The organism is Cupriavidus necator N-1 (assembly GCF_000219215.1).
Taxonomy (GTDB): domain Bacteria; phylum Pseudomonadota; class Gammaproteobacteria; order Burkholderiales; family Burkholderiaceae; genus Cupriavidus; species Cupriavidus necator.
The window spans coordinates 1,450,857-1,477,424 of record NC_015727.1; the positions used below are offsets into that span (position 1 = coordinate 1,450,857).

General features: G+C 62.9%; 20 protein-coding genes and 1 pseudogene. 13 read left to right on the forward strand and 8 right to left on the reverse strand.

What is annotated here, in order from left to right:
* Positions 1-576: 576 nt before the first annotated feature.
* The gene (locus tag CNE_RS36540) at positions 577-1,761 is read right to left on the reverse strand and encodes an FAD-dependent oxidoreductase (protein ID WP_013959803.1); all 1,185 of its coding nucleotides are present in this window, start codon (positions 1,759-1,761) and stop codon (positions 577-579) included.
* A 150-nt stretch (positions 1,762-1,911) separates the two neighbouring features.
* Complete coding sequence (locus CNE_RS36545) at positions 1,912-2,889, reverse strand: AraC family transcriptional regulator (RefSeq protein ID WP_013959804.1); 978 nt, start codon at positions 2,887-2,889, stop codon at positions 1,912-1,914.
* A 544-nt stretch (positions 2,890-3,433) separates the two neighbouring features.
* Here CNE_RS36545 and CNE_RS36550 point away from each other — a divergent pair.
* A complete protein-coding gene (locus CNE_RS36550) occupies positions 3,434-4,456 on the forward strand; it encodes an IS110 family RNA-guided transposase (RefSeq protein ID WP_013959805.1) in 1,023 nt (340 codons plus the stop codon).
* A 1,000-nt stretch (positions 4,457-5,456) separates the two neighbouring features.
* On the opposite strand, the gene CNE_RS36555 is transcribed toward CNE_RS36550, so the two are convergent.
* Positions 5,457-6,515, reverse strand: coding sequence for a DMT family transporter (locus CNE_RS36555; protein WP_013959806.1), 1,059 nt, complete (start codon positions 6,513-6,515; stop codon positions 5,457-5,459).
* A gap of 113 nt (positions 6,516-6,628) precedes the next feature.
* Between CNE_RS36555 and CNE_RS41430 the strand changes: the two genes are divergently transcribed.
* The 7 genes and pseudogenes from CNE_RS41430 to CNE_RS40430 all read left to right on the forward strand — a co-directional run bounded on the left by CNE_RS41430 (position 6,629) and on the right by CNE_RS40430 (position 14,473).
* Positions 6,629-7,012, forward strand: coding sequence for a hypothetical protein (locus CNE_RS41430; protein WP_148271794.1), 384 nt, complete (start codon positions 6,629-6,631; stop codon positions 7,010-7,012).
* Between the two features lie 97 nt (positions 7,013-7,109).
* The gene (locus CNE_RS36565; protein ID WP_013959808.1) at positions 7,110-8,441 is read left to right on the forward strand and encodes a TolC family protein; all 1,332 of its coding nucleotides are present in this window, start codon (positions 7,110-7,112) and stop codon (positions 8,439-8,441) included.
* Positions 8,438-9,928 carry an efflux RND transporter periplasmic adaptor subunit gene (locus tag CNE_RS36570; RefSeq protein WP_013959809.1) on the forward strand — a complete coding sequence of 497 codons (1,491 nt, stop codon included), beginning with the start codon at positions 8,438-8,440 and terminating at the stop codon, positions 9,926-9,928. Before CNE_RS36565 ends, CNE_RS36570 begins: the two co-directional genes overlap by 4 nt.
* 17 nt (positions 9,929-9,945) lie before the next feature.
* Entirely contained in the window at positions 9,946-13,125 is a 3,180-nt protein-coding gene (locus CNE_RS36575) for an efflux RND transporter permease subunit (protein WP_013959810.1), read from the forward strand.
* Positions 13,126-13,183: 58 nt separating this feature from the next.
* Positions 13,184-13,318: a YHYH domain-containing protein gene (locus tag CNE_RS40895; protein WP_013959811.1), complete on the forward strand. Its 135-nt coding sequence runs from the start codon at positions 13,184-13,186 to the stop codon at positions 13,316-13,318.
* A gap of 54 nt (positions 13,319-13,372) precedes the next feature.
* Positions 13,373-13,525: pseudogene (locus tag CNE_RS40425) on the forward strand (copper-binding protein); the annotation flags it as partial.
* A gap of 405 nt (positions 13,526-13,930) precedes the next feature.
* Positions 13,931-14,473 (forward strand): c-type cytochrome, encoded by a 543-nt coding sequence (locus tag CNE_RS40430; RefSeq protein WP_013959813.1) that lies wholly within the window; start codon positions 13,931-13,933, stop codon positions 14,471-14,473.
* 139 nt (positions 14,474-14,612) lie between these two features.
* Here CNE_RS40430 and CNE_RS36585 read toward each other — a convergent pair whose 3' ends face one another.
* The 4 genes from CNE_RS36585 to CNE_RS36600 form a co-directional block, all read right to left on the reverse strand.
* Complete coding sequence (locus tag CNE_RS36585) at positions 14,613-15,347, reverse strand: MgtC/SapB family protein (protein ID WP_013959814.1); 735 nt, start codon at positions 15,345-15,347, stop codon at positions 14,613-14,615.
* Positions 15,348-15,359: 12 nt separating this feature from the next.
* Positions 15,360-16,673 carry a TolC family outer membrane protein gene (locus CNE_RS36590; RefSeq protein ID WP_238553179.1) on the reverse strand — a complete coding sequence of 438 codons (1,314 nt, stop codon included), beginning with the start codon at positions 16,671-16,673 and terminating at the stop codon, positions 15,360-15,362.
* Positions 16,674-16,753: 80 nt separating this feature from the next.
* Complete coding sequence (locus CNE_RS36595; protein ID WP_013959816.1) at positions 16,754-19,807, reverse strand: efflux RND transporter permease subunit; 3,054 nt, start codon at positions 19,805-19,807, stop codon at positions 16,754-16,756.
* Positions 19,804-20,952, reverse strand: coding sequence for an efflux RND transporter periplasmic adaptor subunit (locus tag CNE_RS36600; RefSeq protein WP_013959817.1), 1,149 nt, complete (start codon positions 20,950-20,952; stop codon positions 19,804-19,806). Before CNE_RS36600 ends, CNE_RS36595 begins: the two co-directional genes overlap by 4 nt.
* Before the next feature lie 329 nt (positions 20,953-21,281).
* On the opposite strand from CNE_RS36600, the gene CNE_RS36605 reads away from it, so the two are divergent.
* Positions 21,282-21,995, forward strand: a complete 714-nt coding sequence (locus CNE_RS36605; protein WP_013959818.1) for a TetR/AcrR family transcriptional regulator — start codon at positions 21,282-21,284, stop codon at positions 21,993-21,995.
* 9 nt (positions 21,996-22,004) lie between these two features.
* On the opposite strand, the gene CNE_RS36610 is transcribed toward CNE_RS36605, so the two are convergent.
* Positions 22,005-22,652 (reverse strand): TetR/AcrR family transcriptional regulator, encoded by a 648-nt coding sequence (locus tag CNE_RS36610; protein WP_049800746.1) that lies wholly within the window; start codon positions 22,650-22,652, stop codon positions 22,005-22,007.
* 334 nt (positions 22,653-22,986) lie between these two features.
* On the opposite strand from CNE_RS36610, the gene CNE_RS36615 reads away from it, so the two are divergent.
* Genes CNE_RS36615 through CNE_RS36630 form a run of 4 tightly spaced genes read left to right on the forward strand, consistent with a single transcriptional unit; the run spans position 22,987 to position 26,522 of the window.
* Positions 22,987-23,634: a paraquat-inducible protein A gene (locus tag CNE_RS36615; protein WP_148271823.1), complete on the forward strand. Its 648-nt coding sequence runs from the start codon at positions 22,987-22,989 to the stop codon at positions 23,632-23,634.
* A complete protein-coding gene (locus CNE_RS36620; RefSeq protein ID WP_013959821.1) occupies positions 23,631-24,305 on the forward strand; it encodes a paraquat-inducible protein A in 675 nt (224 codons plus the stop codon). The genes CNE_RS36615 and CNE_RS36620 overlap by 4 nt, the downstream gene beginning before the upstream one ends.
* Positions 24,289-25,920, forward strand: coding sequence for a PqiB family protein (locus tag CNE_RS36625; protein WP_013959822.1), 1,632 nt, complete (start codon positions 24,289-24,291; stop codon positions 25,918-25,920). Before CNE_RS36620 ends, CNE_RS36625 begins: the two co-directional genes overlap by 17 nt.
* Entirely contained in the window at positions 25,917-26,522 is a 606-nt protein-coding gene (locus CNE_RS36630) for a PqiC family protein (RefSeq protein ID WP_013959823.1), read from the forward strand. The genes CNE_RS36625 and CNE_RS36630 overlap by 4 nt, the downstream gene beginning before the upstream one ends.
* Positions 26,523-26,568: the final 46 nt, after the last annotated feature.

The following is a 26,568-nucleotide window of genomic DNA, read 5'->3' on the forward strand; positions in this document are numbered from 1 at the left end:
AAGCGCGCAGGCCCGGATCTGGGAGCCGGGCCGGAGGCGTCAGCCGAACGGAGTGAGGGAACGATGGAAGCCCGAATTAGGGCGAAACCCCGCAGGGGGTTCGATGCGCAGCACGACAGCGCGACCGGCCGTGCCTCCCTGGCCGGGGACGCCCAGATATCGCAGTCCATTGGAATTGGGCAGGTACCTCAGAGTCGGTCCGGCGATGATGGCTGGGGTACCGACAAGTCCGGCCTGGTTCTATACGCTGTGAAGCGTCGAATACATCAAGGACGGACATGAGACCCGCAGCACATCTGCGAAAACCTCCTCATCGAGGGGCAGCGCTACTGCGGGAAAACGGAATTAGTGAGACTAGGGCGGCGCTTTTCGTGAGACTGGCCGGACTCGGGCGCGACGGGTAGCGTTGCGATGACATGAAGGCCGGCACGACCTCCGCCGTCGGCGGGGCGACAAGGTCACCGGCGACAGGCAGCAGTCGACCCCTTTCCGCCGTTCGCCCCGATCAGTCCCAATGGCGGCTTCCGAACTGCAATGGACATCTGTTCGGAGACGTGGACGCCTGTAATCCGCCCTTCAGCCGCGCTGCGCCGCGGGCAATTGATGACGTAGCGCGTCCATCCGCGCGTAGAAGTCATCCACCTGCCGCTGTGCAGTGCGCTGCATCGTTTCGTTGCGCGCCGCCAGCAGCGTGGCGCCCTCCCGGGCGCCGGCCTCGCCGACCTTGCGCGAGGTGTCCTGCACGAATTTGCACAAGGGATAGCGAGCTTCGCCGAAGGCCTGCAGCGTGGTCTCGACGTCGGCCTCGCGCGACAGCATTTGCGCCAGGAGCACCGCGTCTTCGAGTGCCATCGCGCCGCCTTGTCCCATGAAGGGGGTAGAGGCGTGTGCTGCGTCGCCGATCATGATCACACGGCCGTGGTGCCACGGTAGCGGTGCGGCTACTTCCTCGACGGCGGTGTAGAGTACCTCGGCGCCGGGCGAGAGCGCATCGAGAAACTGGCGCGCCGGGCCGCCGAACTCGGCAAAGCGGGCTTGCATCAGCGCCGGCCAGTCGGCACGGTCGTACCACGTGCCGGCGGGCTCGGGCAGCGTCCCGAACAGGTATAGCTGGTCGTCGCTGATCGGCATAATGCCCAGTCGCTTGCCGACGCCCATCATCATGACCTTGGCGGTGAGGTCTCTCGGGCGTACATGCACGCTGCGCCAGACGCCGAGGCCGGTGTAGGCCGGCTCGAGCGGGCCGGCAACCAGGCGGCGGATGTTTGACCGAATGCCATCCGCTCCTACCACGAGATCGTACTGGCCCGTGGTGTCATCGGATAGCGCGACGGTGACGTGGTCGGCTGCGTGCTGATCGATCCGAACGACTGTAGTGCCCAGGCGGATATCGACGCCCAGCGCATCGAGCCGGCCGGCAAGGACGCGATGCATCTCGGCCCGGCGAATGCCTACGATCGGCGGGATGTCCCGATGCGAAGACGGATAGAATGTATCGACGATCGGTTTGCCGTGCTGGTCCAGATAGATATTGCGCCCATCGGCAATGGCAAAGCCGCTTGAAAGAATCTGCGGCAGCACCCCAAGGCTGCCAAGTGCTGCAAGGCCGTTGTGATAAATGAAGATGCCAGAACTCTGGAATCTCCATTCCTGCTGTTTCTCCAGCATCGTTACCCGCACGCCGGCCTGTGCCAGCGCAATGGCTGCCGAACAGCCTGCGATGCCGCCGCCGACGACCAGCGCGTGTTCCAATTGCTTCATGTCCACTCTCCTTGTCCACTGGCGCTAGGCCAGTGAGCGGAATTATTGGGGAGCGTGCATGCCGGCCTCAACCTCCGAAACACCGGATTCTGGCACCGAGCGTCCGGATCTGCTGTGTCTGGCGTGCTGCCTGCTGGGGCGCGGACAGCGTCAGGGCGCCGTGGCGTCGCACTGGTATTGCGTGGGCGATACCCCAATCCAGCGTTGGAACGCGCGTGAGAAGGCCTTCTCTGAGGCATAGCCGACCGCTTCGGCAACATCCCCGATCCGTGCACGCGGTTGGCGCAGCCGTTCGGTGGCGAGGTTCATGCGATAGGCGCACAAGTATTGTATGGGCGGCACCCCCACCAGCGTGCGAAAGCGTTCAGTGAATACTGTGCGCGACAGGTACGCAACGGCGGCGAGTTGGGGGATGCTCCAGTCGCGCTGCGGCGCTTCCTGCATGGCCGCGATTGCGCGTGCGATGCCGGGGTCATCAAGGACGTTCGCTGTGTCCTGCCGCGCGGCCGCCGGGGTACGCAGGTACTCGCCCAGGATATGCACGAGCAGCAGGTCGCCCATACGTGCCGCGGACAAGCGCCAGCCCGGACGCTGGGCAAGCGAGTCATGCACCAGCAGTTCCATCGTGGTTGCCAGCGTATCTGCTAGCGCAAATGTGTCGCTACGCAGGACAATCAGCGGTGGCAGTTCTGCCGGGATGGTGCCTACGTCAGGCGCGGGCATCCACAGGTGCAGCGAATACAATTGCGTGGGCGGCTCATCCGCACTGCCTGCGCCATCGGCGCCGTACGTCATTTCAATTGGGTGATCACCGTGGCGGCCGACCATGTGCGCCTGCAGTAAGTCTGAGATGGGCACGACGCTGTTGCCGGGGCAGCGCATTGATGACAACGTATGCGAGGTGCCGCGCGGCAGCATGACGATATCGCGCGGACAAATCTCAACAGGCATGCCGCCATCGGTTTGGATCCAGTAACCGCGTCCAGTACACACGCGGATCAGTGCGCCTTCGGTCCCGGCCGAATGCAGCGCCCAAGGTGCGTGAAGCCTGAAGCTCGCCGTCACGGCGCGCTCGGCCTTGCATGCGGAAAGGATGCCGCTCAGGACATCATGCGGTCCAGGATTCATCGGTGGGAAAATGGGGTGCGAGGGCTATGGAATTTTAGCTTAGCGCGGTAGTAGTGCCCGCGCTAGCCGAAGGGCTGCAATTCGGCCAACTCGGTCATCGAGAGTTGGAAATCCAATGGCTCAAACTGGCCGATAGGCGACCTTCGGCCCGCTGGAGGTTGTTAGACTTCGGTTTGCTCGTACTGCCTAGCTGACAGATGGGGGATGAAAGCATAGGGCCTGAGAATAGAAGGTCCGTCGGCTTCAATCTCTGAGGCCTGATCCAGGCTTCCACGCTTTCACGAGTCGGGGCCGCAATCTCAACTGTACGGGTCGCCGAGTCTTCTGCCGCAACACTGTCGGTCGCGCAACTGAGCGTTCCGGCTCTTAGCCTTAGTTGCGTTGCAAATGCCCTGATTCTCCACAGGGGTCCGGGCTATAGAGATGGAATGAACACCGCCCGTCAGTAACGCTAGCGGGGGTTCCACGATGAGGGGCTCTCGCTTGACCGACGGCATCGATGTGCCAAAGTGAAGATCCGAACCATCACTTGAGGTAAGCCCAAATGAATGCTACGACATATGGGCTGGATCTTGCAAAGTCGATCTTCCAACTCTACTGGGTCGACCCAGAGACGGGCGAGACGCACAGCCGGCGCCTCAGCAAGACCCAACTGATTTCCTTTCTGAGCAATCGCACCCCCGGCAAGTTCGTACTGGAGACGTGTGGCGGCGCGCACTGGTGGGCAAGAAAGATTATCAGCCTGGGCCATGAAGCCATCCTGCTCCACCCAAAGTACGTGCGACCGTTCGTGCGGACCAACAAGACCGATGCGGCCGACGCGCGCGCGATCTGGACAGCCGCGCAGCAACCTGGGATGCGACCGATACCGGTAAAGACTGAGGCACAGCAAGCCTTACTTGGATTGCACCGAATTCGCTCGGAACTAGTCGACAGCCGCACGCGGCAAGTGAATCAGATTCGCGGCTTGCTGGGCGAATACGGCCTGCACTTCGTGCTTGGTCGCAAGGCTGCCATGGCGCAGTTTGTCACCCGACTGAGCGAGATCGAGCAAACCATCCCGGCTCCCTTGTGGCGACTGTTGTCGCGCCAGTTACAGCGACTCAGGCAGTTGGACGCTGAAATCCTCGCGGCCGAGCAAGAGATCGCTGCATGGCTAAAAACCGAGCCTGCCGCCCAATGTGTGGATGCGATTCCGGGAATTGGCCCGATCACCGCCACGGCCCTGGTTGCCACCATGGGATCTCCCCAGGCTTACCGCTCAGGCAGAGCCTTCGCGGCCAGCCTGGGCCTGGTACCAACCCAGAGTGGCACCGGCGGCAAGGTTCACCTCGGCCATATCAGCAAACGTGGCGATCCCTATTTGCGCAAACTGCTGATCCATGGCGCACGCATCGTGCTGACCCGCTCGAAGCGGCGCCCGTGCTGGGCTGAGGCCCTGCTGGTCAGGCGCCCGACCAATGTTGCCATCGTCGCGCTAGCCAACAAGATGGCGCGCACCGCCTGGGCATTGCTTGCCCATCGCCGCGTCTATGAACCCGGCTATGTCAGCGCACGGCCTGCGTAGCGAAAGCACGACCACAGCAGGGCACAAACGAATACCTTCAGGGTTGCACAGGGTAAGGAGATAAGGTGTGATGGCAAACTAGGTCGGACCGCGGGAACGCAAACCCGATGACATCCAAGCGGCTTACAGCCCGTCGTGGGAGATGGGGACGTTCCCGGCTGATTCCATCAAGGCCCGCAGGCACGTTCCTGCAGCAAGGTCGGATATAAGACAGCAACCCATACCTACAAGCCAAAGCCCTTCAATTTACCTTGGCATCCGGGCGGTGTTCATATAAGGATGTCAAGTAGTGCGCTATCGCGGCGGCCCATTCGCGCACTGGCAAATCACCGTCCCAGCCAGAACCAGGCGCATCGGCCTCGATCTCGCGACGGAGTTCAGCGGCCGTTTTCCTGGATTCCCAAGGCATGGCACGAGGGGTGAAGTAGACATCCGGCCCCAGGCCTTTTTCCCGAAGAAAATCGGCCCGGGACGACGTTCCCCGGTACGGCTTCCGTGTGCTCGGTCCTGACATCACCACCAAGCATGGACAGCAGGAAATCCGGCTTGTCGGAATGGCTAAGGACCAGTGGAAACGAGAGCTGTTCAATTGGCAACGTCGCAAGCAAGTGTGCGATGCAATAGTGCCGGGAAACGGAATTCGTGAGACTGGGACGTTCTTTGTGAGACTGCAGTTACGTAAATGGTAAGACTACCCGGACTCCAGCCACGACGTGTCGCGCGTGACTATAGATCGTGACGCGAACCCAAACCCTGACAGTCCGATCCGGGACCGAATACCCTGCCATGTTATGAGCGGCTGGCATGCCGTGACCTTGGCAACGACCAGCCCGCCGCGCCGGGTGACGCCGCTTGGCCACCTGCATCTATGGCGGCGGCGAGTGTTGGGCCTACCCCACCCCGCACTGGCAGTGCAGGAATAGAGACCAATTGGTGCAAGGAATAGACGCGAACACTATCCCTCCGTGTTGTATTCCATATTGGCCGAGTCTCGGCTATGTCAGTGCGAATGCCTGTGATGAATATCAGGGAAGTGGGGATGCTTGTGGACGAGGGGGGCATGCCAGTGGGTGTGCACATGTGGCTCCTTCCCATTCCACGGGAAATCATGCTCGTGCTGATGGTGTTCATCGTGACGATGCGCATGCGTGTGTTCCATCGCCTCATGGGTGTGTTCGTGCTCGTGCCGTTCGCGAAGATGCAGCCACACACCCAATGCCATCAGCGCTGCGGCGAGCCAGAACAGGAAATTCGGTATCTCCGGCCATAAGAGAAAGGAGATCACCACACCGAACATGGGGGCCACTGAGAAATAAGCACCTGTCCTGGCCGTACCAAGATGACGAAGGGCGATCACAAACAGCGCCAGGCTCACACCATAGCCGGCAAAGCCGATCACCATCGCCGAAGCTAAAGGTATCGCTCCAGGGAGCGTGCTGCCTGCGACCAGTGCGAATCCCGTATTGCACGCGCCTGCGACCAAGCCCTTCAGACAGGCGATCAGGACAGCATCATTCGATGACACCTTGCGGGTGAGATTGTTGTCGACCGCCCAGCATCCGCAGGCGGCAATAATGAGCAGTGCACCTGGAGACAAGGTGGCAGCACCGGGCTGCCAGGAAAGAAGCATGCCCCCGGCAACGATGGCAATCATGCCAAGCACAATCTGCCGATCGGCGTTCTCCTTGAACACGATCCAGGCGATGAGCGCTGTGAAGACACCCTCCACATTCAATAGGAGCGAGGCGGATGCCGCGCTGGTCACAGCAAGCCCCGTCATCAGAAGTGCCGGGCCGGCCACTCCACCAGCCAGGATCGCTCCCAAAAGCCACGGAATTTCGTGACGCGGAATCGGCGGTTGCGGCGGGGTCTGGCTGTCGGCCTTCCGGGTGAGCTTCCTTAGTAGCAGGAATCCGCCAAGGCCCAGGCCGCTACCCAAGTACAACAGTCCCGCCAGCAACAGCGGCGAGACTGTGCCCGTCAGGGTCTTGGCCAGCGGCGTGCTAGCGCCGAACAGGAGTGCGGCAGCGAGCGCCGGGGCGGCGGAACGAACGGACATGTCAGCAATGCCATGGGGGAATGGTTGCCTATTGTCGCGCGTTTGCGGAGAATACGGGCCTATTACTCATATTGCGAGTGCAGCGGCCTCCCCGCAGCACCGCTGGCTGGTTCGTGCAACGCCTTGTCTCGCGCTTCGTCGTCCGTCTGGTCACGCTGCTGTTCGTTCTGAATTGCGGCGCGACCTTGGCTGCGGCGCCGGCATGGCTCCACCATGAAATGGAACACGCGCTGGAGCACGCGCACGGCGCTGCCGGGCTGGATGGCAAGGCCGACGTCGGTGAGCAACTTGCCGCCGAATTTGCCGTGCCCGATCACGACGACGATTCCGGCATTCCACATGGCGCACTGCATGCCTTCGCCCAACTGCCTGCCACGCTGCATCAACATTCGCCACTGGTGATTGTGGAGCGCACTGGAACACCGCCGTCGCATGCCGCGGCAGACGCCCTGACCGACCTGCCTCCTGGTCTTCCCTTTAAGCCGCCCCGGCTCTGACCCCCGCCAGGCGCTTCCTTCCGCGCCGTCCAAGCCTATCTGCTGACGCGGCTTGCCCACGTCGGCGGCCCATTCCTGTCGCTTAACGAGTTCCGACATGGTCGCATTTCCGTGCCCACGCGGGCGCGCGGCAACGGCAGCAGCGTTTCTCCTGACGCTCCTGCCGTGCGCTTCGCATGCCCAGCCGTATGATGCCGGTATCAGCGCTGCCGCACCCGCAGCCTCAGTTTCCGCACAACCCGCACTGACGTTGCAAGCCGCGCAGAGCCGCGCGCTGGCAGCGAATCCTTCACTCCTTGCCGCAGAGAAAGAGCGGCTTGCCTGGGATGGCACGGTGCGCCAGGCCGGGGCCTACGCGAATCCCGAGCTCTCCCTGGAGGGCGATGAGTTGCGCAGCGATACCCGCACTGAGGCGATCCGACTGATTCAGCCCATTGACGTAAGCGGCAAGCGACGCGCCCTTGCCGCCGTAGCCGAGGCAGGCAGAGACCGGACCAACGCTACCCTAACGGCAAGGCGCAGCGAACTGCGCCTCATGGTGGCGAGCGCCTTTGTATCACTGCAGGAGGCCGAGGCGCTGGAGCGCCTGGCGGGCCAGAAACTGGAGACGATTGAGTCGTTCCGGAGTGCAGTCGGCCGCCGCGTGGTCGCAGGCAAGGTGTCGCCGATCGAGCGGGAGAAAGTCGGTTCGGATGCGGGAGGCGCTCTCATCGAGGCGCAGGAAGCGAGGCAACGGACTGCGCTGGCCCGCCGGCGTCTGGCCAGCTTCTGGGCTCGCACCGATGCGCCGGATTTCACCACGGTCAATGGGCCGTTTGGCGAGGAGGCAGCGTTCCCGGACCGCCAGATCGTTTTGAACGCCTTGCCGCAGCGCCCGGAATATCAGGCACGGCAGCAGGCCATCCGTGAGCAAGAGGCGCGGCTTGAGCTGGAGCGCGCTCGCCGGGTCGGTGACCTCACGGTTGCCGCAGGCGTCAAGCGGGTTCATCAGGCCCCCACGTTTGGCCAGCCCACTGCGCAGAATACGTTGATGCTATCCGTCGGCATCCCCTTGCCGCTGTTTGACCGGAACCAGGGGAATATCTATGAGGCGACCCAACAGGTAGACCGGGCCCGCCTGGAAGCCGATGCCACACGTAACCAGTTGCAGCTCAGGGCGCTCGAGCTGTCTGACGGCATCACACTGGCGGCCAAAGAACTCAAGACCCTGCGCGAAGAGGTACTTCCCGCTTCGCGCGAAACGGCTCGTGCGGTCATGAAAGGCTATGAGTTCGGTAAGTTTTCCTACCTGGAAGCACTGGACGCGCAGCGTGCCCAAATCCGCAACGAAGCTCAGTACATCGCCGCCGCCGCGCGGTACGAGCGTCTGAAGAACGAGATCCTTGAATTTGCCGGTAGCCCGGCCGTCAATCCGGGAGCGCAACCATGAACACCAAATCCGCTGTCGTACTGGCTGTAGCGACGCTCCTCGTCGGCTCCTTTGCCGGCTTTCAACTCGGACACCGCAATGCAGGCAGCTCGCATGAGTCCGCTCAAGCTGCCCATAGCTCCGCGGCGTCAGTCGCGGAAGAGGCCAAGCGCGGCCCTCACGGCGGGCGCCTGCTCGAGGACGGGTCGTTCCAGGTAGAAGTGACGATCTTCGAGCAAGGCGTCCCTCCACAGTTCCGGCTCTATCTGTATGAGAACGGCAAGCCGCTATCGCCCAAGGCTGCGCAAGCGGCGATCTCGCTGCAACGCCTGGGCCGGCCGGCCGAACCCATCGCCTTCTATGCCGAACGGGACTACCTGCGCGGCGACAAGACCGTGGTCGAGCCACACTCGTTCGATGTGACCGTGTCGGCCGACCACAATGGCAAGACGTCGCGCTGGCGATACGCGCAGGTCGAAGCGCGGGTCGAGATGGGCGAAGCGCAGTTAAAGGAGGCGGGCGTCAATATACTGACCGCGGGGCCAGTCCGCATTCGCTCCGTCCTTGAGTTGCCCGGCGCGATCAAGCCCAATGGCGACCGCTTCGTGCCGCTGTTGCAGCAGTTCAATGGAACCGTGGTCGCGGCGCCAGTTGGAGAAGGGACGCACGTCAAGCGTGGCGACATTCTGGCAGTGGTGGAAAGTCCTGAAGTCGGCGACCTGCGTAGCGCGCTCGCCGTCGCGAGAGACAAGGCGGAGCTGCATCGGCGAACACTCGAGCGGGAAGAAAAGCTCTTTGCCGAGCGCATTTCGCCGGAACAGGACGTGCTCTTAGCGCGGCAAGCCTATCGCGAAGCCCAGATCTCAGCAAACGCCGCTGCACGCAAGCTGGAAGCAATGCGCGTGACCGCCGGCGGCGGCGCCAATGTCGCCCGCGTCGAACTGCGCGCCCCCATTGATGGCGTGGTCACGGGGAAGTCAGTAGCGCCGGGCCAGGCTGTCGACGCCGGCACAGTGCTGATGTCGGTCGCGGACACCTCCACGGTCTGGGTCGAGTTGCCGATCTATCCAAAGGACATGGCTGCCGTGCGCCCCGGCCAGGCTGTCGTCATCAAGACGAGCGACGGCGAGACCGAGGCGCAGGGCAAGGTGGAAGCTGTCAGCGCGGTCGCCGGCGAGCAGACGCGCACGGCCACGGCGCGCGTTGTCCTACCCAACCGCGAAGGTGTATGGCGCCCGGGCACTCTGGTCAATGCTGTACTGATTACCAACGAGCAGGAAGTCGCTGTCGCGGTGGACAAAAGCGCGATCCAGACGGTGCGCGACTGGAAGGTCGTGTTTGGTCGGTATGGGCAGTACCTCGAAGCCCGCCCGCTCGAGCTTGGGCGTAGTGACGGGAAGATGGTGGAGGTGATCGAGGGCCTGTCAGCCGGTGAGCAGTACGCGGCCGGCAACAGCTTCACCGTGAAGGCCGAGCTCGGCAAGGCCGGCGCGACACACGACCACTGAGGCCACGGGAGTCCGCCATGTTCGACAGATTGCTTCAATTCTCCATCCAGCGCCGCTGGCTTGTGATGCTGGGCGTCCTCGCCCTGGTCCTTATCGGCGCCGCCAGCCTCCTGAGGCTGCCCATCGACGCTGTGCCAGACATCACCAATGTGCAGGTGCAGATCAACACGCGTGCGGAGGGGTATTCGCCACTAGAGGTGGAGCAGCGCATCACCTTCCCGATCGAGACGGTGATGGCGGGCCTGCCGAGCCTCGAAGCCACGCGCTCGGTCTCCCGCTACGGGCTGTCCCAGGTGACCGTGACCTTCAAGGATGGTACCGACATCTATTTCGCCAGGCAGCTCGTCAACGAGCGGATAACCGAGGCCCGTGAGCGGCTGCCGGCCGGCGTCACCCCGGCGATGGGGCCGATCGCGACCGGTCTGGGCGAAATCTTCATGTACACAGTGAAGGCTCGCCCTGGAGCCCGCAAGCAGGATGGTTCCGCCTATACCCCGACCGATTTGCGCGAGGTCCAGGACTGGATCATCCGGCCGCAGTTGCGCACGGTAAAAGGTGTCACCGAGGTGAACTCCGTTGGTGGCTTTGTCAAACAGTTCCACGTGACCCCGGATCTGACAAAGCTGGCCGGACTTGGCTTGACCCTTTCGGACGTCTCGCGTGCGCTCGCGGAGAACAATGCCAACGTCGGCGCCGGATACATCGAACGCCAGGGCGAGCAATACCTGGTTCGCTCGCCCGGACAGGTGACATCGCTCGACGACTTGTCGGCCATCGTCATTGAAACCCGCGGCAGCACGCCAATCCGCATCGGTGATGTCGCTACGGTGCACCTGGGCCAGGAGTTGCGCAACGGCGCGGCGACGGAAAACGGTCAGGAGGTGGTGCTGGGAACGGTCTTCATGCTGATCGGCGAGAACAGCCGCACAGTTTCGTCCGCCGCCGCCGCCCGGCTTCAGGAAATCAATGCCAGCCTGCCCGGCGGCATAGTCGCGGAACCCGTGTACGACCGGACCACCCTGGTGGACCGCACGATCAATACCGTCAGCAAGAATCTGCTTGAGGGGGCCGCGCTCGTCATCGCCGTGCTCTTCGTACTGCTCGGCAACCTGCGCGCCGCGATCATCACTGCAATGGTGATTCCGCTCTCCATGCTGTTCACGATCACCGGCATGGCGGGCAACGGCATCAGCGCCAACCTGATGAGCCTCGGGGCGCTCGATTTCGGCATCATCATCGACGGTGCCATCGTCATCGTCGAGAACTGCATCCGGCACCTCGCGGACGAGCAGCGCCGGCTGGGCCGCCCGTTGACTCGCGACGAACGCTTTGCCCTGGTATTCAAGTCTTCACGCGAGGCGCGCAAGGCCATTCTCTACGGGCAGCTCATCATCATGGTGGTCTACCTGCCCATCTTTGCCTTGACCGGCGTCGAAGGCAAGATGTTCCATCCGATGGCGCTCACGGTGGTGCTGGCGCTCGTCGGCGCCATCATACTGTCGGTGGTCTTCGTGCCCGCCGCCATCGCCATGTTCCTGACCGGGAGCATCAAGGAGAGAGAGGGCAGAACCTACGCCGCGATCAAGCGTTTCTATGCGCGACAGCTCGATCGCGCATTGGGCAGGCCGGCTCTTACCCTCGGGATCGCTGGCGCCATCCTTGCCGGAAGCGTGGTGCTTGCTGCAAGGATGGGTTCGGAGTTCATTCCCAGTCTCAACGAAGGGGACATTGCCTTGCATGCCCTGCGGATTCCCGGCACCAGCCTGTCGCAGGCAATCCAGATGCAGGAGGCGCTGGAAAAGCGCATCAAGGCGTTTCCGGAGGTGGATCGCGTCTTTGCCAAGATCGGGACCGCCGAGATCGCGACGGACCCGGTACCGCCCAGCGTGGCCGATAACTTCGTCATCATGAAGCCGTCGTCCGAGTGGCCGGACCCGGGCAAGCGCAAAGAGACCCTGGTAGCAGAAATGGAGCAGGCTGTTGCCAGGGTTCCTGGCAACAATTACGAATTCACACAGCCTATCCAGATGCGATTCAATGAACTCTTGTCTGGCGTGCGTGCCGACGTGGCGTTCAAGATCTTTGGCGATGACATGGGGACCCTGGAGAGCCTGGGTAAGCGCGCCGAGGCGTTGCTCGAAACCGTGCCGGGCGCCGCAGACGTCAAAGCTGAGCAACTGACGGGCTTGCCCGTGCTGTCGGTGAACTTTGACCGGCAAAAGCTCGCGCGATACGGTATCTCTCTGGCCAGTGCACAGCGGGTGGTGAACGCAGCCATCGGCGGGCAGGAAAGCGGCACCTTGTTTGAAGGCGATCGGCGCTTCGACATTGTCGTGCGCTTACAGGAGCATGTTCGCTCCGACCCGGACAAATTGCGCATGCTGCCACTCCCCGTGCCGGGCGGAGCGGCGCGCTATGTGTTGCTTGGGGAGGTAGCCACACTGGACGTGACGCAAGGTCCCAACCAGTTGAGCCGCGACAACGGCAAGCGCCGGATGGTCGTGACGGCAAACGTTCGCGGCAGGGACCTGGGCTCCTTCGTCCGCGAAGCGCAAGCGAAGGTTGCCGGCGGCATCAAGTTGCCACCAGGCTATTGGTCTAGCTGGGGCGGTCAGTTCGAAAAGCTGGAGTCCGCTGCCAACCGGCTCAAGATAGTGATCCCGGTCGCGCTTGGCCTGATCTTTCTGCTGCTGTACGGCATGTTCACAAGCGTCAAGGATGGCCTGTTGGTATTTACCGGCGTGCCATTTGCATTGACAGGGGGCGTCCTCGCCCTGTGGCTCCGCGACATTCCCTTCTCCATCTCGGCTGGCGTGGGCTTCATCGCGCTTTCCGGGGTGGCGGTGCTCAACGGCCTGGTGATGGTCTCGTTTATCCGCCAGCTCCGGGCCGAGGGGACGCCGCTTGACGAAGCGGTCAGGGACGGTGCGTTGCTTCGCCTGCGGCCGGTGTTGTGCACCGCGCTCGTGGCTTCGTTGGGCTTTGTACCGATGGCGATCGCCACCGGAGCCGGTGCGGAGGTGCAACGCCCGCTAGCTACGGTCGTCATTGGCGGGGTCCTATCTTCGACGTTCCTGACCCTGCTTGTCCTGCCATTGCTCTATAGATGGGCGTATCGGAACGACGCGGAAGAACGCTCGCAAACAGCGCGTCCTTCCCGTGACATTGCGCTACCTTTGGGGGGGGTGGGAGATTAGGACCCACGTGCTATGGTCCGGGAGCCGGTATAGAACCGGCATCCTAACGGGAGACAAAATGAAGAAGCTTGCGACGGCAATCATGGCATTGGCGCTGTTTGCAGCAGTTGGCACTGCGAATGCCCACAGCGGCGGCACAGACAGGCAAGGCTGCCACGTGGACCACAGCACTGGCATTCGCCACTGCCATTGAGATGGTTGAGCACCTTCGCGGAGGTGCTCAACGCCTTTGCCTCTCTGGTTCGACCCGATCGAGAACCTCGGCACGTCCGCCATGACCATGGCGTTCCCGGTCAAGAATCGCGCCTCGTTGAAGCACTTCAAGGAAGGCGAGTCCGTTTCAGTCACGTTCGACAAGGTCAACGGCAAGCCGACCGTCGTGGACATGCAGCGCAAGTAGGCGCCTCAAATCGCATGCCGCTGTGTCGGCTGCATGCGCATATATCGCTCGAACAGATGCATCGCGTGCCCCCCACAGTAAGGGCGTGCACATCTGACCCAATGCAGCCGCCATGTTCGACCTTCCATCCAATGTCATCGCGGCAATCCTGATCGCTCTGGCGCTCGCGTTATGTACGATATGCTTGTTCGCTTGGAATCTCAGGCGACAGTATGGCCCTCGCCGTCCGCACGCATCAGTTCAGGCGGCCCGTCCACGCAAGAGTCGTCGCAAGTCCGAACGGAACCGCAAGTAGACCGCCTCTAGATGAGCCCGCAACACCAGGCAATCGGTACAGACAAAGTTGTACAACAAGGATGGTACTGCCGTGGAAGAGCGAGGTGGCGTGCAAACTGGAGGCGTTCCATGATTCAGCAATCTGTTATAGGCGCAATCGTGGCCGCTGTGGCCGCGCTGGCTTTCACCTTGTCAGCCCACGCCGAAGGTGACATCGCGCGCGGCGCACGAGCAGCCCGTGCTTGTATGGCCTGTCATTCGTTCGCACCAGGGCGCCATATGACAGGACCAAGCCTGGCCGTGGTCTGGGGTCGCAAAGCTGGCACGACTGACGGCTTTGTTCGTTACTCGGATGCCCTCAGACGATCTGGTCTGATCTGGGACAAGCGGAACCTGGATGCTTGGCTCAAGAGCCCTGCGGCGCTGGTGCCGGGTAATGCGATGGGTTTTCCCGGTATTGCCGATGCGCGCACCCGAGCCGATCTGGTTGCATACCTTGAGGCGGTTTCCACTGGTCGCGTGACGGTACCCGAGCAGGGTCTTCCGAATTTGAAGGAGGCCGACGCAGCGTCACGAGTCACCGCCATCCGCTATTGCGGCGACGCGTACCGGCTCACCACTGCTGACCGACACCATTCCAAACAGCGTGATCGCAACGGTGGACTTCACTAATTGGATCCTATGGGCTGAAACCATGTGCGCTCTTGTTTGTTGTGTCAATAGCGCCAGGCTCCTCAGTAATTTCATTTAGATCACCATGCATTGTCAGCAAAACAGCGTTGGTTGACAAAGAAGTGCTCGCGTACCCAAATCAACTGCGCACCGGCAGGATGCTGAACCGGGAGACACCCTGTGTTGCAGCCATCTCGGCCGCCAATGCTGCCGGCGATGTTGCGCGCGCCTTGTCCGGTGCGACCAGGCTGACTCTCCACACCGCCTGGTTGTCGGCAAACGTGATGGTCAGGCTGTCGTGCAACACGCGATAGCCGCGGGACTTTGCCCTGTCGATCAGCAGATCGAGGTCAGGCGCTTCTCCGGGTTGGAAAGTCAGAGACACATCAAGCGTCATGCGCCCCGGAAGCCTGGCCTCCAGCCGGTGCAACAGGGACATCGAGCCCACGCAGAGCACGGCAAGCAGCAACGCGGCGGCATAGAAGCCAACGCCGAGCAACACCCCTATGGCCGAGGCAGCCCAGATCGATGCCGCGGTCGTGAGGCCGCGGATGCTCATGCCGTCCTTCATGATGACCCCCGCGCAAAGGAAGCCGCAGCCGGTGACGACTCCCTGGACGATATGGGTCGGGTCTGCCTGGGCGTGCGCTGAAACACCCCCGTACCACAGCCCCGGGTAGCCGACGAACACAGTCAAGGCCGTCGACGCCATGCAGACGAGACCATAAGTGCGCATGCCGGCGGCGCGGCCGTTGTATGAGCGCTCGTAGCCAACCAGCATGCCGAGCAGCAACGCGCCCACCATATTCAGCCCGATGAACGCGTTAGCGGCGAGAAAGGCGCCGCTCCAGTAGTGCTGCAGATCTCCTGGCATAGGATTTCTCGATCAGGCTGCGAGCCAGACATTCAGCGAGCGCAAGGTTTCCTCGCTCAGTTCCCCCGCCGCGGCGGCAAGCCGCAGACGGCCAAGGAGGTAGTCCAGGCGTGCCTGGACCAGGTCGAGCTCAGCGGTGAACACGCGCTGCTGCGCGTCGAGCACGTCGGGTTCCGTACGGGTACCGAGGTCCCGGCCAAGCGTCGTTGCCGCGAGCGCGCTACGCGCCGAAGTCAACGACTGCTCGAGTGCGGCGACGCGCGACACGCCCGTTTTGACCGAGAGGAATCCGTCCTGCACCTTCAGGCGCACGTCGCGCCGGGCGGCGGCAACCTCCTGCTCCGCCTGGCTCTTCCTCGCAACGGATTCCCGCTCGCGCGAATCCAGTCCGCCGCCCGCGTACAGCGGAATGGTGAGCTGCAAGCCGACCGTCGCGGTCCGGGTGTTGCTGGCTGCAACCCAGGGAGCCAGGTTGCCGGTTTGCCCTTGTGCGCCATAACGCGCCACGAGCGCGACGGTCGGGCGACTGCTGACGCGGTACTTATCGATCTCCGCGCCGGCAATGTCGCGCTCCGACTGTCTGGTCTTGACGAGGTAGCTTTGTTCTTCACCCTTTGCCTGCCACGCCGTGAGATTGTCCGGTTCCGGCGGCCGCGGCGTGAAACCGGGCGCCGGCCCGCTGAGCTGATCGGGCGGCATGCCGACGGTTTCCTGGAATCGCGTACGTCGCTGTTCGAGCGCAGATTGCGCCGTGACTTCGCGACTCTCGACCCCATCCAGGCGCGCCTGGGCTTCATGGAGATCGGTGATCTTGCCCTGGCCGATGTCAAAGCGCGCCTTCGCGCGGTCGCGTTGCTGTCGCAACGCCGCCTTCTCGGCCTGCACCACGCGAAGCGTCTCCTCGCTCAACACCACGCCGAAGTATGCCTCGGCCACCCGCAAGGCCAGGTCCTGGCGAGACTGGTCGAACTGCGTCTGCGCCAGGTTCGATTGCTCGCGGAACTGCTTCCTCGTGGCTACGGCGGTCCTGTCGTACAGCGGCTGAACCAGCACCACGCCGGCCTGGCGCGCAGTTCCCGAGCTATCGCTGGATACCAACGGCGCAACGTCGGCCGGCGGGTTGCCGGACGAACGATTATTGATCCGGTCCAGTGTCGCCTGGAGGCTTACGCGGGGACGCAGCAAGGCGTCGCCCTGCACTGCCCTCTCCCGCCCCGCCGTGAGCGCATCGTTCGCAGCGAGGCTCGTCGGATCATGCGCCAATGCCTGCTGATAGGCCCCCACGAGATCGATAGCGCCCGACTCTCCAGCGTTCAGGAAAAGCATGCAGCCCAACGCCACTTGCCCGGCCCGCATGGCCATACTCAATCTTTTCATCGAAAACACTCTCATCGTCACATTTGCGATCAGACGGTCGCAGGACGCTTGGCCCGGTACCAGGTCGCATACAGGGCGGGAAGGAAGACGAGGGTCAGTACCGTGGCAACGGCGAGCCCTCCCATGATTGCCCATGCCATGGGACCCCAGAACACGGAATGGGTAAGCGGCACCATCGCCAGGATCGCCGCCAGGGCAGTCAGCACGATCGGACGCAGCCGTCGCACCGCGGCCTCGACGATGGCCGTCCACAAGGGGACACCTGCGGCCACGTCCTGGTCAATCTGCACGACCAGGATCACCGAGTTGCGGATGATCATTCCGGCGAGGGCGATCACGCCCAACATGGCGACAAAACCAAATGGAATCCGGAACGCGGCCATGATGATGCTGACACCGATCAGCCCGAGCGGCGCGGTCAGCAGGACCATCGCCATCTTTCTCATATCCTGCAGTTGAATCATCAGCAGCAGGAGCACCGCGATGATCGTCACAGGCATCACCGCGAAAACAGAATGCTGGGCCTTCGCACTCGATTCGTAAGCGCCACCGATCTCGATGCCATAGCCGAGCGGAAGCTCTTTCTCCAGTGCGTCGAGCTTCGGCTGCAGTGCACGCGTGACGTCGGGTGCCTGCGCCCCGGCGATATCGGCACGAACCGTCAGCGTCGGCACGCGATTACGCCGCCACAGCTCACTGTCCTCGCTGTCAAGCGTGAGTCGGGCCACCTGAGAGACCGGCACGAACTTGCCGTCACGCACGTAGATCTTTGCATCCTTCAGGTTGTTCAGGTCCGTGCGTTCCGCCGCGACCAGGCGCGAGACCACGTCGATACCCTGGTCTTCCTCGCGGTACTGGGTGATTGGCGTGCCCGACAGCGAAGCCTCAAGTGCCTCCTTGATCTGGCCTGAGCTGACACCCAGTGCACGCGCCTTGTCCTGGTCGACGTCGACCTGCAAGCGCTTGACGCGTTCGCCCCAGTCCTGGTTGACCTCGCGCACGTGCGGCTCTTCGCGCATGATTGCGGCCAGTTTCTGCCCGATTGCGCGAACTTTGGCGTTGTCCTGCCCGAACACGCGGAACTGCACCGGGTAACCGACCGGCGGACCGTTTTCCAGTCGATTGACGCGACCACGCACATTGGGGAATCTCTCGTCGAACAGCTTCTCGAGCTTCTCCTTCACCCGCTCCCGTGCTTCCCCGCCCTTCGTCATCACCAGCATCTCGCCCAGGTTCAGATTGGGCGTCTGCACGTCGAGTGGCAGGTAGAATCGCGGCGCACCGTTGCCAACAAAGCTGGTCACCGCCGCAATGTCCGGATCGTCCTTGAGCAGGCCTTCCAGCTTCTGGACCTCGCGTTGACTCGCCTCGAACGTGGAAGCCTTCGGCATCCACAGGTCCACGATGAGTTCGGGCCGGTCAGACGCGGGAAAGAACTGTTGGGGTATTGCCTTGAACAACAGCAGCGAGCCGATAAACGCGGCGAGCGTGATGCCGAGCACCCACACGCGCTGCTTCAGGCAGAAGTCGATAAAGCGGCGGAACCTGACATAGAAGCCGCGCTGGTAGACCGCGTCCTCGTCATGCGACGCGTGCGCATGCTCCTTCAGGAGCTTGAAGCCGATGTATGGCGTAAAGAGGACGGCCACGATCCAGGACAACACCAGCGAAATACCCACCACCTGGAACAGGGAGTACACATATTCGCCTGTTCCCGACTTCGCAAAGCCGACCGGAAGAAAACCCGCCGCCGTGATCAGCGTGCCGGTAAGCATCGGGAAAGCGGTGGCTGTGTAGGCGTATGTGGCAGCGCGGAACTTGTCCCAGCCCTGCTCCAGCTTCAGCGCCATCATTTCGACGGCAATGATGGCGTCGTCCACCAACAGTCCGAGCGCAATGATCAGCGCGCCCAGCGAGATGCGTTGCAACTCAATGCCCATCACGTACATCGCCAGGAAGGTCATGGCCAGCACGAGCGGGATGCTGAGCGCGACGACCAGTCCGGTGCGCAAGCCCAACGAGAGGAAGCTGACGACGAGCACAATGATCACAGCCTCGGCCAGACTCTTCTTGAACTCGAATACGGAATGCTCGACGATACGCGGCTGGTCGCTGACCGCGTGGATCTGCACGCCCACCGGCAGGTTGGACTCGATGTGCTTGATCGTTTCATCCAGCCTTGCGCCAAGCCGAATCACGTCGCCGCCCTTGCGCATGCTCACCGCCAGTCCGATCGCCTCATTGCCGTTGAAGCGCATCCTTGAGGTGGCGGGCTCCACAAAGCCCCGGCGGACGTCGGCGATATCGCCAAGGCGGAAGGTACGCTGGCCGGCACGGATGCCGATGGCGCGAATTTTTTCGACCGAGTCAAACTCGCCACTGACCGCCAACCGTACTTGCTCCGCGGTGGTCTGCACCGTCCCGCCCGATGTCACGGCATTGGTTTGTGCGAGGGTCGACGCGATCAGTGCCGGGTCGATACCCAGCGAGGCGAGCTTGGCGGTGGAGACTTCGACATAGATCTTCTGTTCCTGCTTGCCTACCAGGTCGACCTTGTTGACATCGCTGATACGAAGGAACTCATTACGCGCGGCGTCCGCAATCCGTCTCAGGTCGTCATAGTCGAAGCCATCGCCCGTGATGGCATAGAGGTTACCGAACGTGTCTCCGAACTCGTCATTGAAGAACGGACCCTGCGTGCCCTGTGGCAAGGTATGCCGGATGTCGCCCATCTTCTTGCGGACCTGGTACCACACATCCGGCACGGCACCCGGCGGTACATCCTCGCGCAGGTTGACCTTGACCTGCGTTTCGCCCGGTTTCACATAGGTGGACGTATAGTCGATCTCCGCAACCTCTTGCAGCTTGCGCTCGATCTTGTCGGTGACCTGGTCGGCCATCTGCTGCGCGGAGCTTCCCGGCCAGTACGCCTGCACAACCATGGTCTTGATCGTGAACTCGGGGTCTTCCTTCTGACCCAGGCTGCCATATGCGAGCGCGCCGGCCACTGACAACAGCAACAGCAGGAACGCGACCATCTGCTGGTGCTTCAGTGCCCATTCGGACAGGTTGATACCTTTCACTTCGCACCTCCCGCCCTGGCGACAGTCACCGCCTCGGCCACCTTCACCTGCTGGCCAGCCTGCAGCATGTGCACGCCGGCACTGACCACGGTCTCTCCGCCCGCCAGTCCCCCAACCACGATCACGCTGTCGTTCTGCGCTGCGCCCAGCTTGACTTCACGTGCGATCACCCGCGACGTCTTCGGGTCGACCACCCATACCTGGCGGCCACGCTCATGATCGACGATGGCGGTCAGCGGCACGCGGACTACGCCGCTGCCGTCCACGTCGGGTGCGATCACCGACGCTGTCATGCCTAACCGCAGCTCCGGATCCGCCTCCTGAATGGAAATGCGTGCCGAGTACGTTCTGGTGACGCCGTCCGCGTCCGGCGCGAGCTCGCGGAGCTTGCCTGTCCAGGACTTGTCCGGCTGCGCCCACACCGTAATCGTCAGTGTCGGCGCCTTGCGTAGTTCGTCGACGCGCGACTCCGGAATGCTGATCGAGACCTCGCGTTCGCCGTCTGCCGCGACGGTGGCGACCGTCTGCCCCGCTGAAACCACCTGGCCGGCTTCCGCATTGATTGCGCTGACCACGCCATCGCGGTCTGCTACGAGCGTGGTAAATCCGCGCATGTTGGCATTGAGCTGCTGGCGCGCCTGTGCCGAGCGCAGTTGTGCTTCCGCCTGGTTAAGCGCCAGCCGCTGCTGGTCCAGCTCGGCTTGCGAGGCAAAGTTCTGGGCGAGCAGTTGCTCAGTACGCTTGACGTCCACCCGCGCCTGGGCTACCCGGCCTCTTGCCGCATCAGCCTCCGCACCCGCTGCGGCTACCTGCAACGTTTCCTGCGTGGTGTCGAGCTGGAACAGCGGCTGGCCGCGCTTGACATGGCTGCCGACTTCCACCATGCGCGCGACGATCTTGCCGGCGGTGCGGAATCCCAACTGACTTTCGTAACGCGCACGAATCTCACCTGAATAGGTCGCACCGACCGACCCGGCGGTGCGTCCGGCGACCACTGTCCGCACCGGCCTCACGTCCTTGCGTTCGGGTTCCGGACCCGGGGTACACGCGGCCAGATGTGCCGCGATGATGGTAAGAGCTGCCGCTCGAAGGTTCCTGTTCAATTTCTGCGCTCCGCTAAGGTCCGTCGCTCGCCTGCGAGTCATCAGCGATCCACGTCACCGAGCCGGTCTGACCGGACTCGTGCTGGCGTCATTGACGGCAAGCCTGTTCGGGCTCTTCGCCCTTCCTGAGGATTCGAAGTCTACGTCATACTGACTTATGTGTCATGATGACGTACAATTTATTTTATTGTGTGAGGACGGGTCGACTTTGCGGTCCCGGACCGCATGAGACGAAGAACGCGCGCGGCCGAAGGCTGTGGTGCGCAACGACAACGGCATACGCAAAGTGATGCGACGGGTATAGGCCGAAGACGCAGGAAGACCGGCGCGCGGCGTTGTCGACGCATTAACCATGAGGAGGAAACAGATCAATGACCCCGATGCAGACGCAATTCGCAGCTGAAACAGGACCGTGGAAGACTGGCGACCACCGTCAGCGCGTTGCGGCAACACGGCGGCAGCGTATGCGCTCGCTGTTGCTGAACAGTGCGATGCGCCTGATGCTGGAGAACAGCGCCTCGACGCCGTCCATCGACGACATCATTTCGGCAGCACGGGTTTCACGCGGAACGTTCTACAAGTACTTTCCGTCGTCTGATGCGATCGTGCGGGAGCTTGTCGGGAAGATGGCTGAACAGTGGGTGCGGGCGGCCGACCCCATTGTGCGCGACCATGACGACCCGGCCGAGCACATCGCCAGGGGAATACGGCTGGCGTCGATCCTGACGGTACACCAGCCCGGTGTGGCTGGCATCCTTGGCCGGCTCGGATGGGCGGGCTACCACGCGCCGAATATGCTGGAGTTTGTCCGCAGGGACATAGAGGAAGGCGTTCGTCGCAATCGTTTCAAGCGCATGCCGATCGCCCTGGGCTTCAATATCGTTGCCGGCGCCGCAATGAGCGCAATGCAGAGCATGCTTGATACCGAATGCCGCGAAGACTTTTCGGAGCTCGCCGCTGCGGTGGCATTGCGCGCCCTGGGCGTGGAGGAATCAGCGGCCGATGCGATATCCAGGTCGCCGCTGCAGGCGAGCGAAGCGATGTTCGATGGCTTGCTCGCGGAAACGATCAGCGATGTGCCGTAGCGCTGGCTGCTAGTTGGAGGGCTCGGCCTTGGCGGCGAGCTTCTCCTGGGCTTTTTCGAGCAATGATTCCGGCGGAGCCACCAGCTTTGGCAAAGGCGCGGAGGTCAACCGTACCGCACTCGCTGCGGACACGCCAAGCGACCGCAACACCGCCCGCACAATCCGTTCGGGATAATCCCTGGCGGTTCTTCCCTTGGCCATGCGGTGAACGGCGATCAGCCCGGCGCCGGCCACCATGTCCAATGCCACGTCGGCCGAAGCCTCGTCAAACGTGCCCGTCTTCAGGCCTTCCTTGATATCCGAGGGCAGGTATTCGTAGACGGCAGCACCCTTGCCGCCGACCAGAAGCAGGCCCGTACCGGAAAGAAATTGCGCCACGACAGGATAGGAGCGCGCAAGGTGCAGGTATAAGCGCATACCCGTTGCAACACGCAACGCCGGGTCTTCGATATCGCCGACCACGCTCTCGATCATTTGCACCATGTCGTGACTGAGCGCGTCGCCGACAGCCGCCAGCAGATCCTCGTTAGTACGGAAGTAGTTGTAGAAGGAACCTTGCGAGACGCCAGCTGATGCAATGACTTCCGGGATCACGCTGGCTCCGACACCCCTTTGCGCAAAAACAATCATCGCGCTTTCAATGAGACGCTGGCGCATCCGTGCACGCCGTTCTGCGGCAACGCGAGGGCGGTGGTCTTTGGGATCAGGAACGGCAGGCATCTTCAGTTAGAGGACCTTATGTGACGAGGCGATTATATCAATACGCCGCTTCAACGCCGCCAACATGGAGTACGCCATGCTGGCAGCAGCGGCGCCCGTGCCCTTCTTATAACACACACAATGTCATGATGACACGTAAGTCATTATGTGGAAGAATACGGAACTCATGAAGGATTCCGGTGCGCGCACGCGCTGCTTGCCTCACGCAACGAGGCCGATCATTTTCCCCAGGACACCTGTGCATCAGAACCACGCCTCGCCGCCGGTTGCCATGCTGGATCCGCACAGGCTGTTGGCGTGCGAGCATTGCGGCGCGCTCCATACGCGCGCGGCGCTGAAGCACGACGAACGTGCCACGTGCCTGCGCTGCGGCGGCGCGCTCTATCGCGACAGTTCGCGAGCCTATCGCCGCTTGCTGCCGCTCGTGGTGACTGCCTTGATCCTGCTTTTTATTTCCAACGCGTACCCCATTGTCGCCATGGACCTCAAGGGTTCGCGCATGGAGACCACGCTATGGAGCGCGGTACAGGCACTCTACGCGGACGACATGGCGCCGGTGGCGATGCTCGTGTTCGCCACGACCATCCTGTTTCCGCTGGCCGAGTTGCTGATGATGTGCTATTTGCTCGTGCCGATGGCGCGGCAGCGCACGCCACCCGGGTTCGATCGCATCTTGCGCGGCATTTGCCGCACGCGGCCCTGGGGCATGATCGAAGTGTTCATGATCGGCGTGCTGGTTACGCTGGTGAAGCTGTCGACCGTAGCGCAGGTGGTGCCTGGCGTCGCGCTCTGGTCGTTCGCTGCCCTGGTGGTCGTACTCGCCGTCATCCTGTCGTTCGACCCGCGTGAACTCTGGCACCACCTCGATGCGCACGATGCAGATGACGTACCGGCCCGCTCGCTGGATGCCGCGCCGTGACCGCGCTTTACTCGCCCCACCCCACCGCGACCTCGCGCGGACTGCTGTCGTGCCACACCTGCGACCGGCTCAGTCCGATGACGCTCGAGGCCGAACCGTGTCCGCGCTGCGGCACCGTACTGCATCATCGCAAGCCGGCCAGCCTGGCGCGCGCCTGGGCCTTCCTGCTGGCCGCCTACCTGCTGTATATCCCGGCCAATCTGCTGCCGATCATGGTGACGCAGTCAATTTTCGGCACGCAGCGCGACACCATCCTGTCCGGCGTGATCTATCTGTGGTTGTCCGGCTCATACATGCTGGCAATCGTGGTGCTGATCGCCAGCATCGTCGTCCCGTTGCTGAAGATGATGATCCTGACCTTGCTGCTGCTATCGGCGCGCCGCGGATCGACCTGGCGCATTCGCGAGCAGACCAGGCTCTACACCCTGGTCGAAGTCATCGGCCGGTGGTCCATGCTCGATATCTTCGTGGTGGCACTGCTGGCATCGCTGGTGCGTGCCGGGGCGCTGGCCACGATTACGGCCGGTGCCGGAGCTCTGGCTTTTGCCTCGGTTGTCGTACTGACCATGCTCGCGTCACTGAGCTTTGATCCCCGTCTGCTGTGGGATGCGCTCGAGACCTCCCCCTCCCCCATCGAATTTCTGCACGCCAATAATGCCCGAACACGTTAACCATCCTCCTCCCAACGACATACCGCAGCCAGGACGCAAGCCCCGCGCGCGCTGGCTACCGTCCCTTGTCTGGGTAATCCCGATCGTTGCCGCGGTGGTCGGGCTCTCGCTGCTGGTCAGCACGCTTGCGTCGCGCGGGCCCGAGATCACTGTCACCTTCCGCACTGCCGAAGGCCTGACGCCAGGCAAGACTGCCGTGCGCTACAAGGATGTCGATATCGGACTGGTCAAGACAGCACGGCTGGCAGCGGACCGTTCGCATGTGATCGCGACGATTGCGCTGACCAAGGACGCCAAGAACTTCGCCGTGGCCGACACACGGTTCTGGGTGGTACGGCCCCGCTTTGCCATCAGTGGCGTGTCGGGACTGGAAACACTGCTATCGGGCGCATATATCGGCGTGGATGCCGGCAAGTCGGGCGAGACCACGCACAGCTTCACCGGGCTCGAAAATCCGCCGGTCATCACCACCGACGCCTCCGGCAGGCAGTTCGTGCTGCGTGCGCAGGACCTGGGCTCGCTCGACATCGGCTCACCGGTCTACTATCGTCGCGTGCGGGTCGGCCATGTGGTGGCGTACCAGCTCGAACCGAACGGCCGCGACATCACGCTGCGGGTCTTCGTCGACAAGCCCTATGACAAGCTCGTTTCCGCCGATACGCGCTTCTGGCACGCCAGCGGCGTCGACCTAAAGCTGGACGCGAACGGGCTGAAGTTGTCCACGCAGTCGCTGGCCAGCGTGATGCTTGGCGGCGTAGCCTTCCAGGCCCCGGACCACTTGACCGCGCATGCCGCGGCCGCTGAGAACACCGAGTACCTGCTGGCAGCGGACCAGTCCGAAGCCATGAAGGAGCCGGACGAGCTCGCCCCCGCACTGGCAGTGCTGAACTTCGATCAGTCCGTGCGCGGGCTGTCGCCCGGTGCGCCGGTCGATTTCCGCGGCGTGACCGTCGGGCAGGTACGCTCGATCGGTATCGAATACCAGCGTGACAAGAAGGCCTTCCGCATGCCCGTGGTGGTGGAACTCTATCCGTCTCGCATGGGTCTGCGCGAGAACGACGTGGCTGACGACACGCGCAAGCGCGCCATCGTGCATAGCCTGGTACAGCGCGGCATGCGTGCGCAGTTGCGCACCGGCAACCTGCTCACCGGCCAGATGTATGTGGCACTCGACTTCTTTCCGAAAGTGTCCGCGCCGGTTGATCTGGACCTGAACGCGTCCGTGCCTGAGCTTCCCACCACACCGGGCACCTTCGACGAGCTGCAGGCCAAGCTTGGCGACATCGTCACCAAGATCGGCAAGGTGCCGTTCGACCAGATCGGGCAGGATGCGCGCACGGCGCTAGTGTCGATGAACAAGATGCTCGTCAATGCGGACAAGCTCGTGGCCCAGGTCAATGGCGATGTGGCACCACAGGTGGTCGCCGCGCTGCAGGATATGCGCCGCACGCTCGCCACGGCCAATGGCGCGCTGGCGCCCGACGCCTCGCTGCAACAGGATACGCGCCGGATGATGCAGGAACTCACGCAAACAGCCGTCTCGCTGCGCATGCTCACCGATTATCTCGAGCGGCATCCCGAAGCGCTCCTGCAAGGCAAGAGGGAAGAGAAATGATGAAACGTCTGACGATGCTTGTTGCGCTGGCCGCCGCCACGACCCTGATGAACGGCTGCGCGTCGCCCGAGGCACGCTACTACACGCTGGCGGCCAGTCGCTCCGACGCCGCGCCGCCCGCGACCGCGCGAGCCAGCCGTAGCGGCGACCCGTTATGGATCGAAGTCACGCCGGTGCGCGTGCCGGAGCGCCTGAACCGCATTCAGCTGGTGGTGCGTGACGGCAACGGCGGTGGCCTCAAGCTGTCCGACACTTCGCGCTGGACCTCACCATTCCCCAACGAACTGCGCGATGCGCTGTCGCAGCAACTGCAGGCGTGCCTCGATACGGTGGATGTCTACCAGCGCGGCCTGTCGGCGACGCAGCGGGCATTTCGCGTGACGACCGATGTGATAGCCCTCGACGCCGACGTGGGCAAGCGGGCAGCGGCGACCATCGCCTGGACCGTGCGGCGGCTGCCGGACGGCAAGGTCCTGAGCGGCCGCACCGAAACGGAGGTGCCCGCGCCCGGGCCGGTGGAGGGCGTGGTGAAGGCGTACCGGGAGATCCTCGCGGCAACCGCGGCCGATATAGCGGTTGGCGTGCAAGCGCTTAACCGCTAGACGTGAAACGCTCCGCACCCGCTGCCACCGCGCCACATCTCGACGC

Excerpts from the sequence above, each read along its gene's own strand:
- CNE_RS36605 (WP_013959818.1), top strand. The coding sequence starts at position 21,282 with ATGACCCCGATGCAGACGCAATTCGCAGCTGAAACAGGACCGTGGAAG.
- CNE_RS36540 (WP_013959803.1), bottom strand. The coding sequence starts at position 1,761 with ATGAAGCAATTGGAACACGCGCTGGTCGTCGGCGGCGGCATCGCAGGC.
- CNE_RS36585 (WP_013959814.1), bottom strand. The coding sequence starts at position 15,347 with ATGCCAGGAGATCTGCAGCACTACTGGAGCGGCGCCTTTCTCGCCGCT.
- CNE_RS40430 (WP_013959813.1), top strand. The coding sequence starts at position 13,931 with ATGATTCAGCAATCTGTTATAGGCGCAATCGTGGCCGCTGTGGCCGCG.
- CNE_RS36600 (WP_013959817.1), bottom strand. The coding sequence starts at position 20,952 with ATGACTCGCAGGCGAGCGACGGACCTTAGCGGAGCGCAGAAATTGAAC.
- CNE_RS36590 (WP_238553179.1), bottom strand. The coding sequence starts at position 16,673 with ATGCTTTTCCTGAACGCTGGAGAGTCGGGCGCTATCGATCTCGTGGGG.
- CNE_RS36630 (WP_013959823.1), top strand. The coding sequence starts at position 25,917 with ATGATGAAACGTCTGACGATGCTTGTTGCGCTGGCCGCCGCCACGACC.
- CNE_RS36625 (WP_013959822.1), top strand. The coding sequence starts at position 24,289 with ATGCCCGAACACGTTAACCATCCTCCTCCCAACGACATACCGCAGCCA.
- CNE_RS36615 (WP_148271823.1), top strand. The coding sequence starts at position 22,987 with ATGCTGGATCCGCACAGGCTGTTGGCGTGCGAGCATTGCGGCGCGCTC.
- CNE_RS36550 (WP_013959805.1), top strand. The coding sequence starts at position 3,434 with ATGAATGCTACGACATATGGGCTGGATCTTGCAAAGTCGATCTTCCAA.
- CNE_RS40895 (WP_013959811.1), top strand. The coding sequence starts at position 13,184 with ATGAAGAAGCTTGCGACGGCAATCATGGCATTGGCGCTGTTTGCAGCA.
- CNE_RS36610 (WP_049800746.1), bottom strand. The coding sequence starts at position 22,652 with ATGCGCCAGCGTCTCATTGAAAGCGCGATGATTGTTTTTGCGCAAAGG.
- CNE_RS36570 (WP_013959809.1), top strand. The coding sequence starts at position 8,438 with ATGAACACCAAATCCGCTGTCGTACTGGCTGTAGCGACGCTCCTCGTC.
- CNE_RS36565 (WP_013959808.1), top strand. The coding sequence starts at position 7,110 with ATGGTCGCATTTCCGTGCCCACGCGGGCGCGCGGCAACGGCAGCAGCG.
- CNE_RS36575 (WP_013959810.1), top strand. The coding sequence starts at position 9,946 with ATGTTCGACAGATTGCTTCAATTCTCCATCCAGCGCCGCTGGCTTGTG.
- CNE_RS36545 (WP_013959804.1), bottom strand. The coding sequence starts at position 2,889 with ATGAATCCTGGACCGCATGATGTCCTGAGCGGCATCCTTTCCGCATGC.
- CNE_RS36555 (WP_013959806.1), bottom strand. The coding sequence starts at position 6,515 with ATGTCCGTTCGTTCCGCCGCCCCGGCGCTCGCTGCCGCACTCCTGTTC.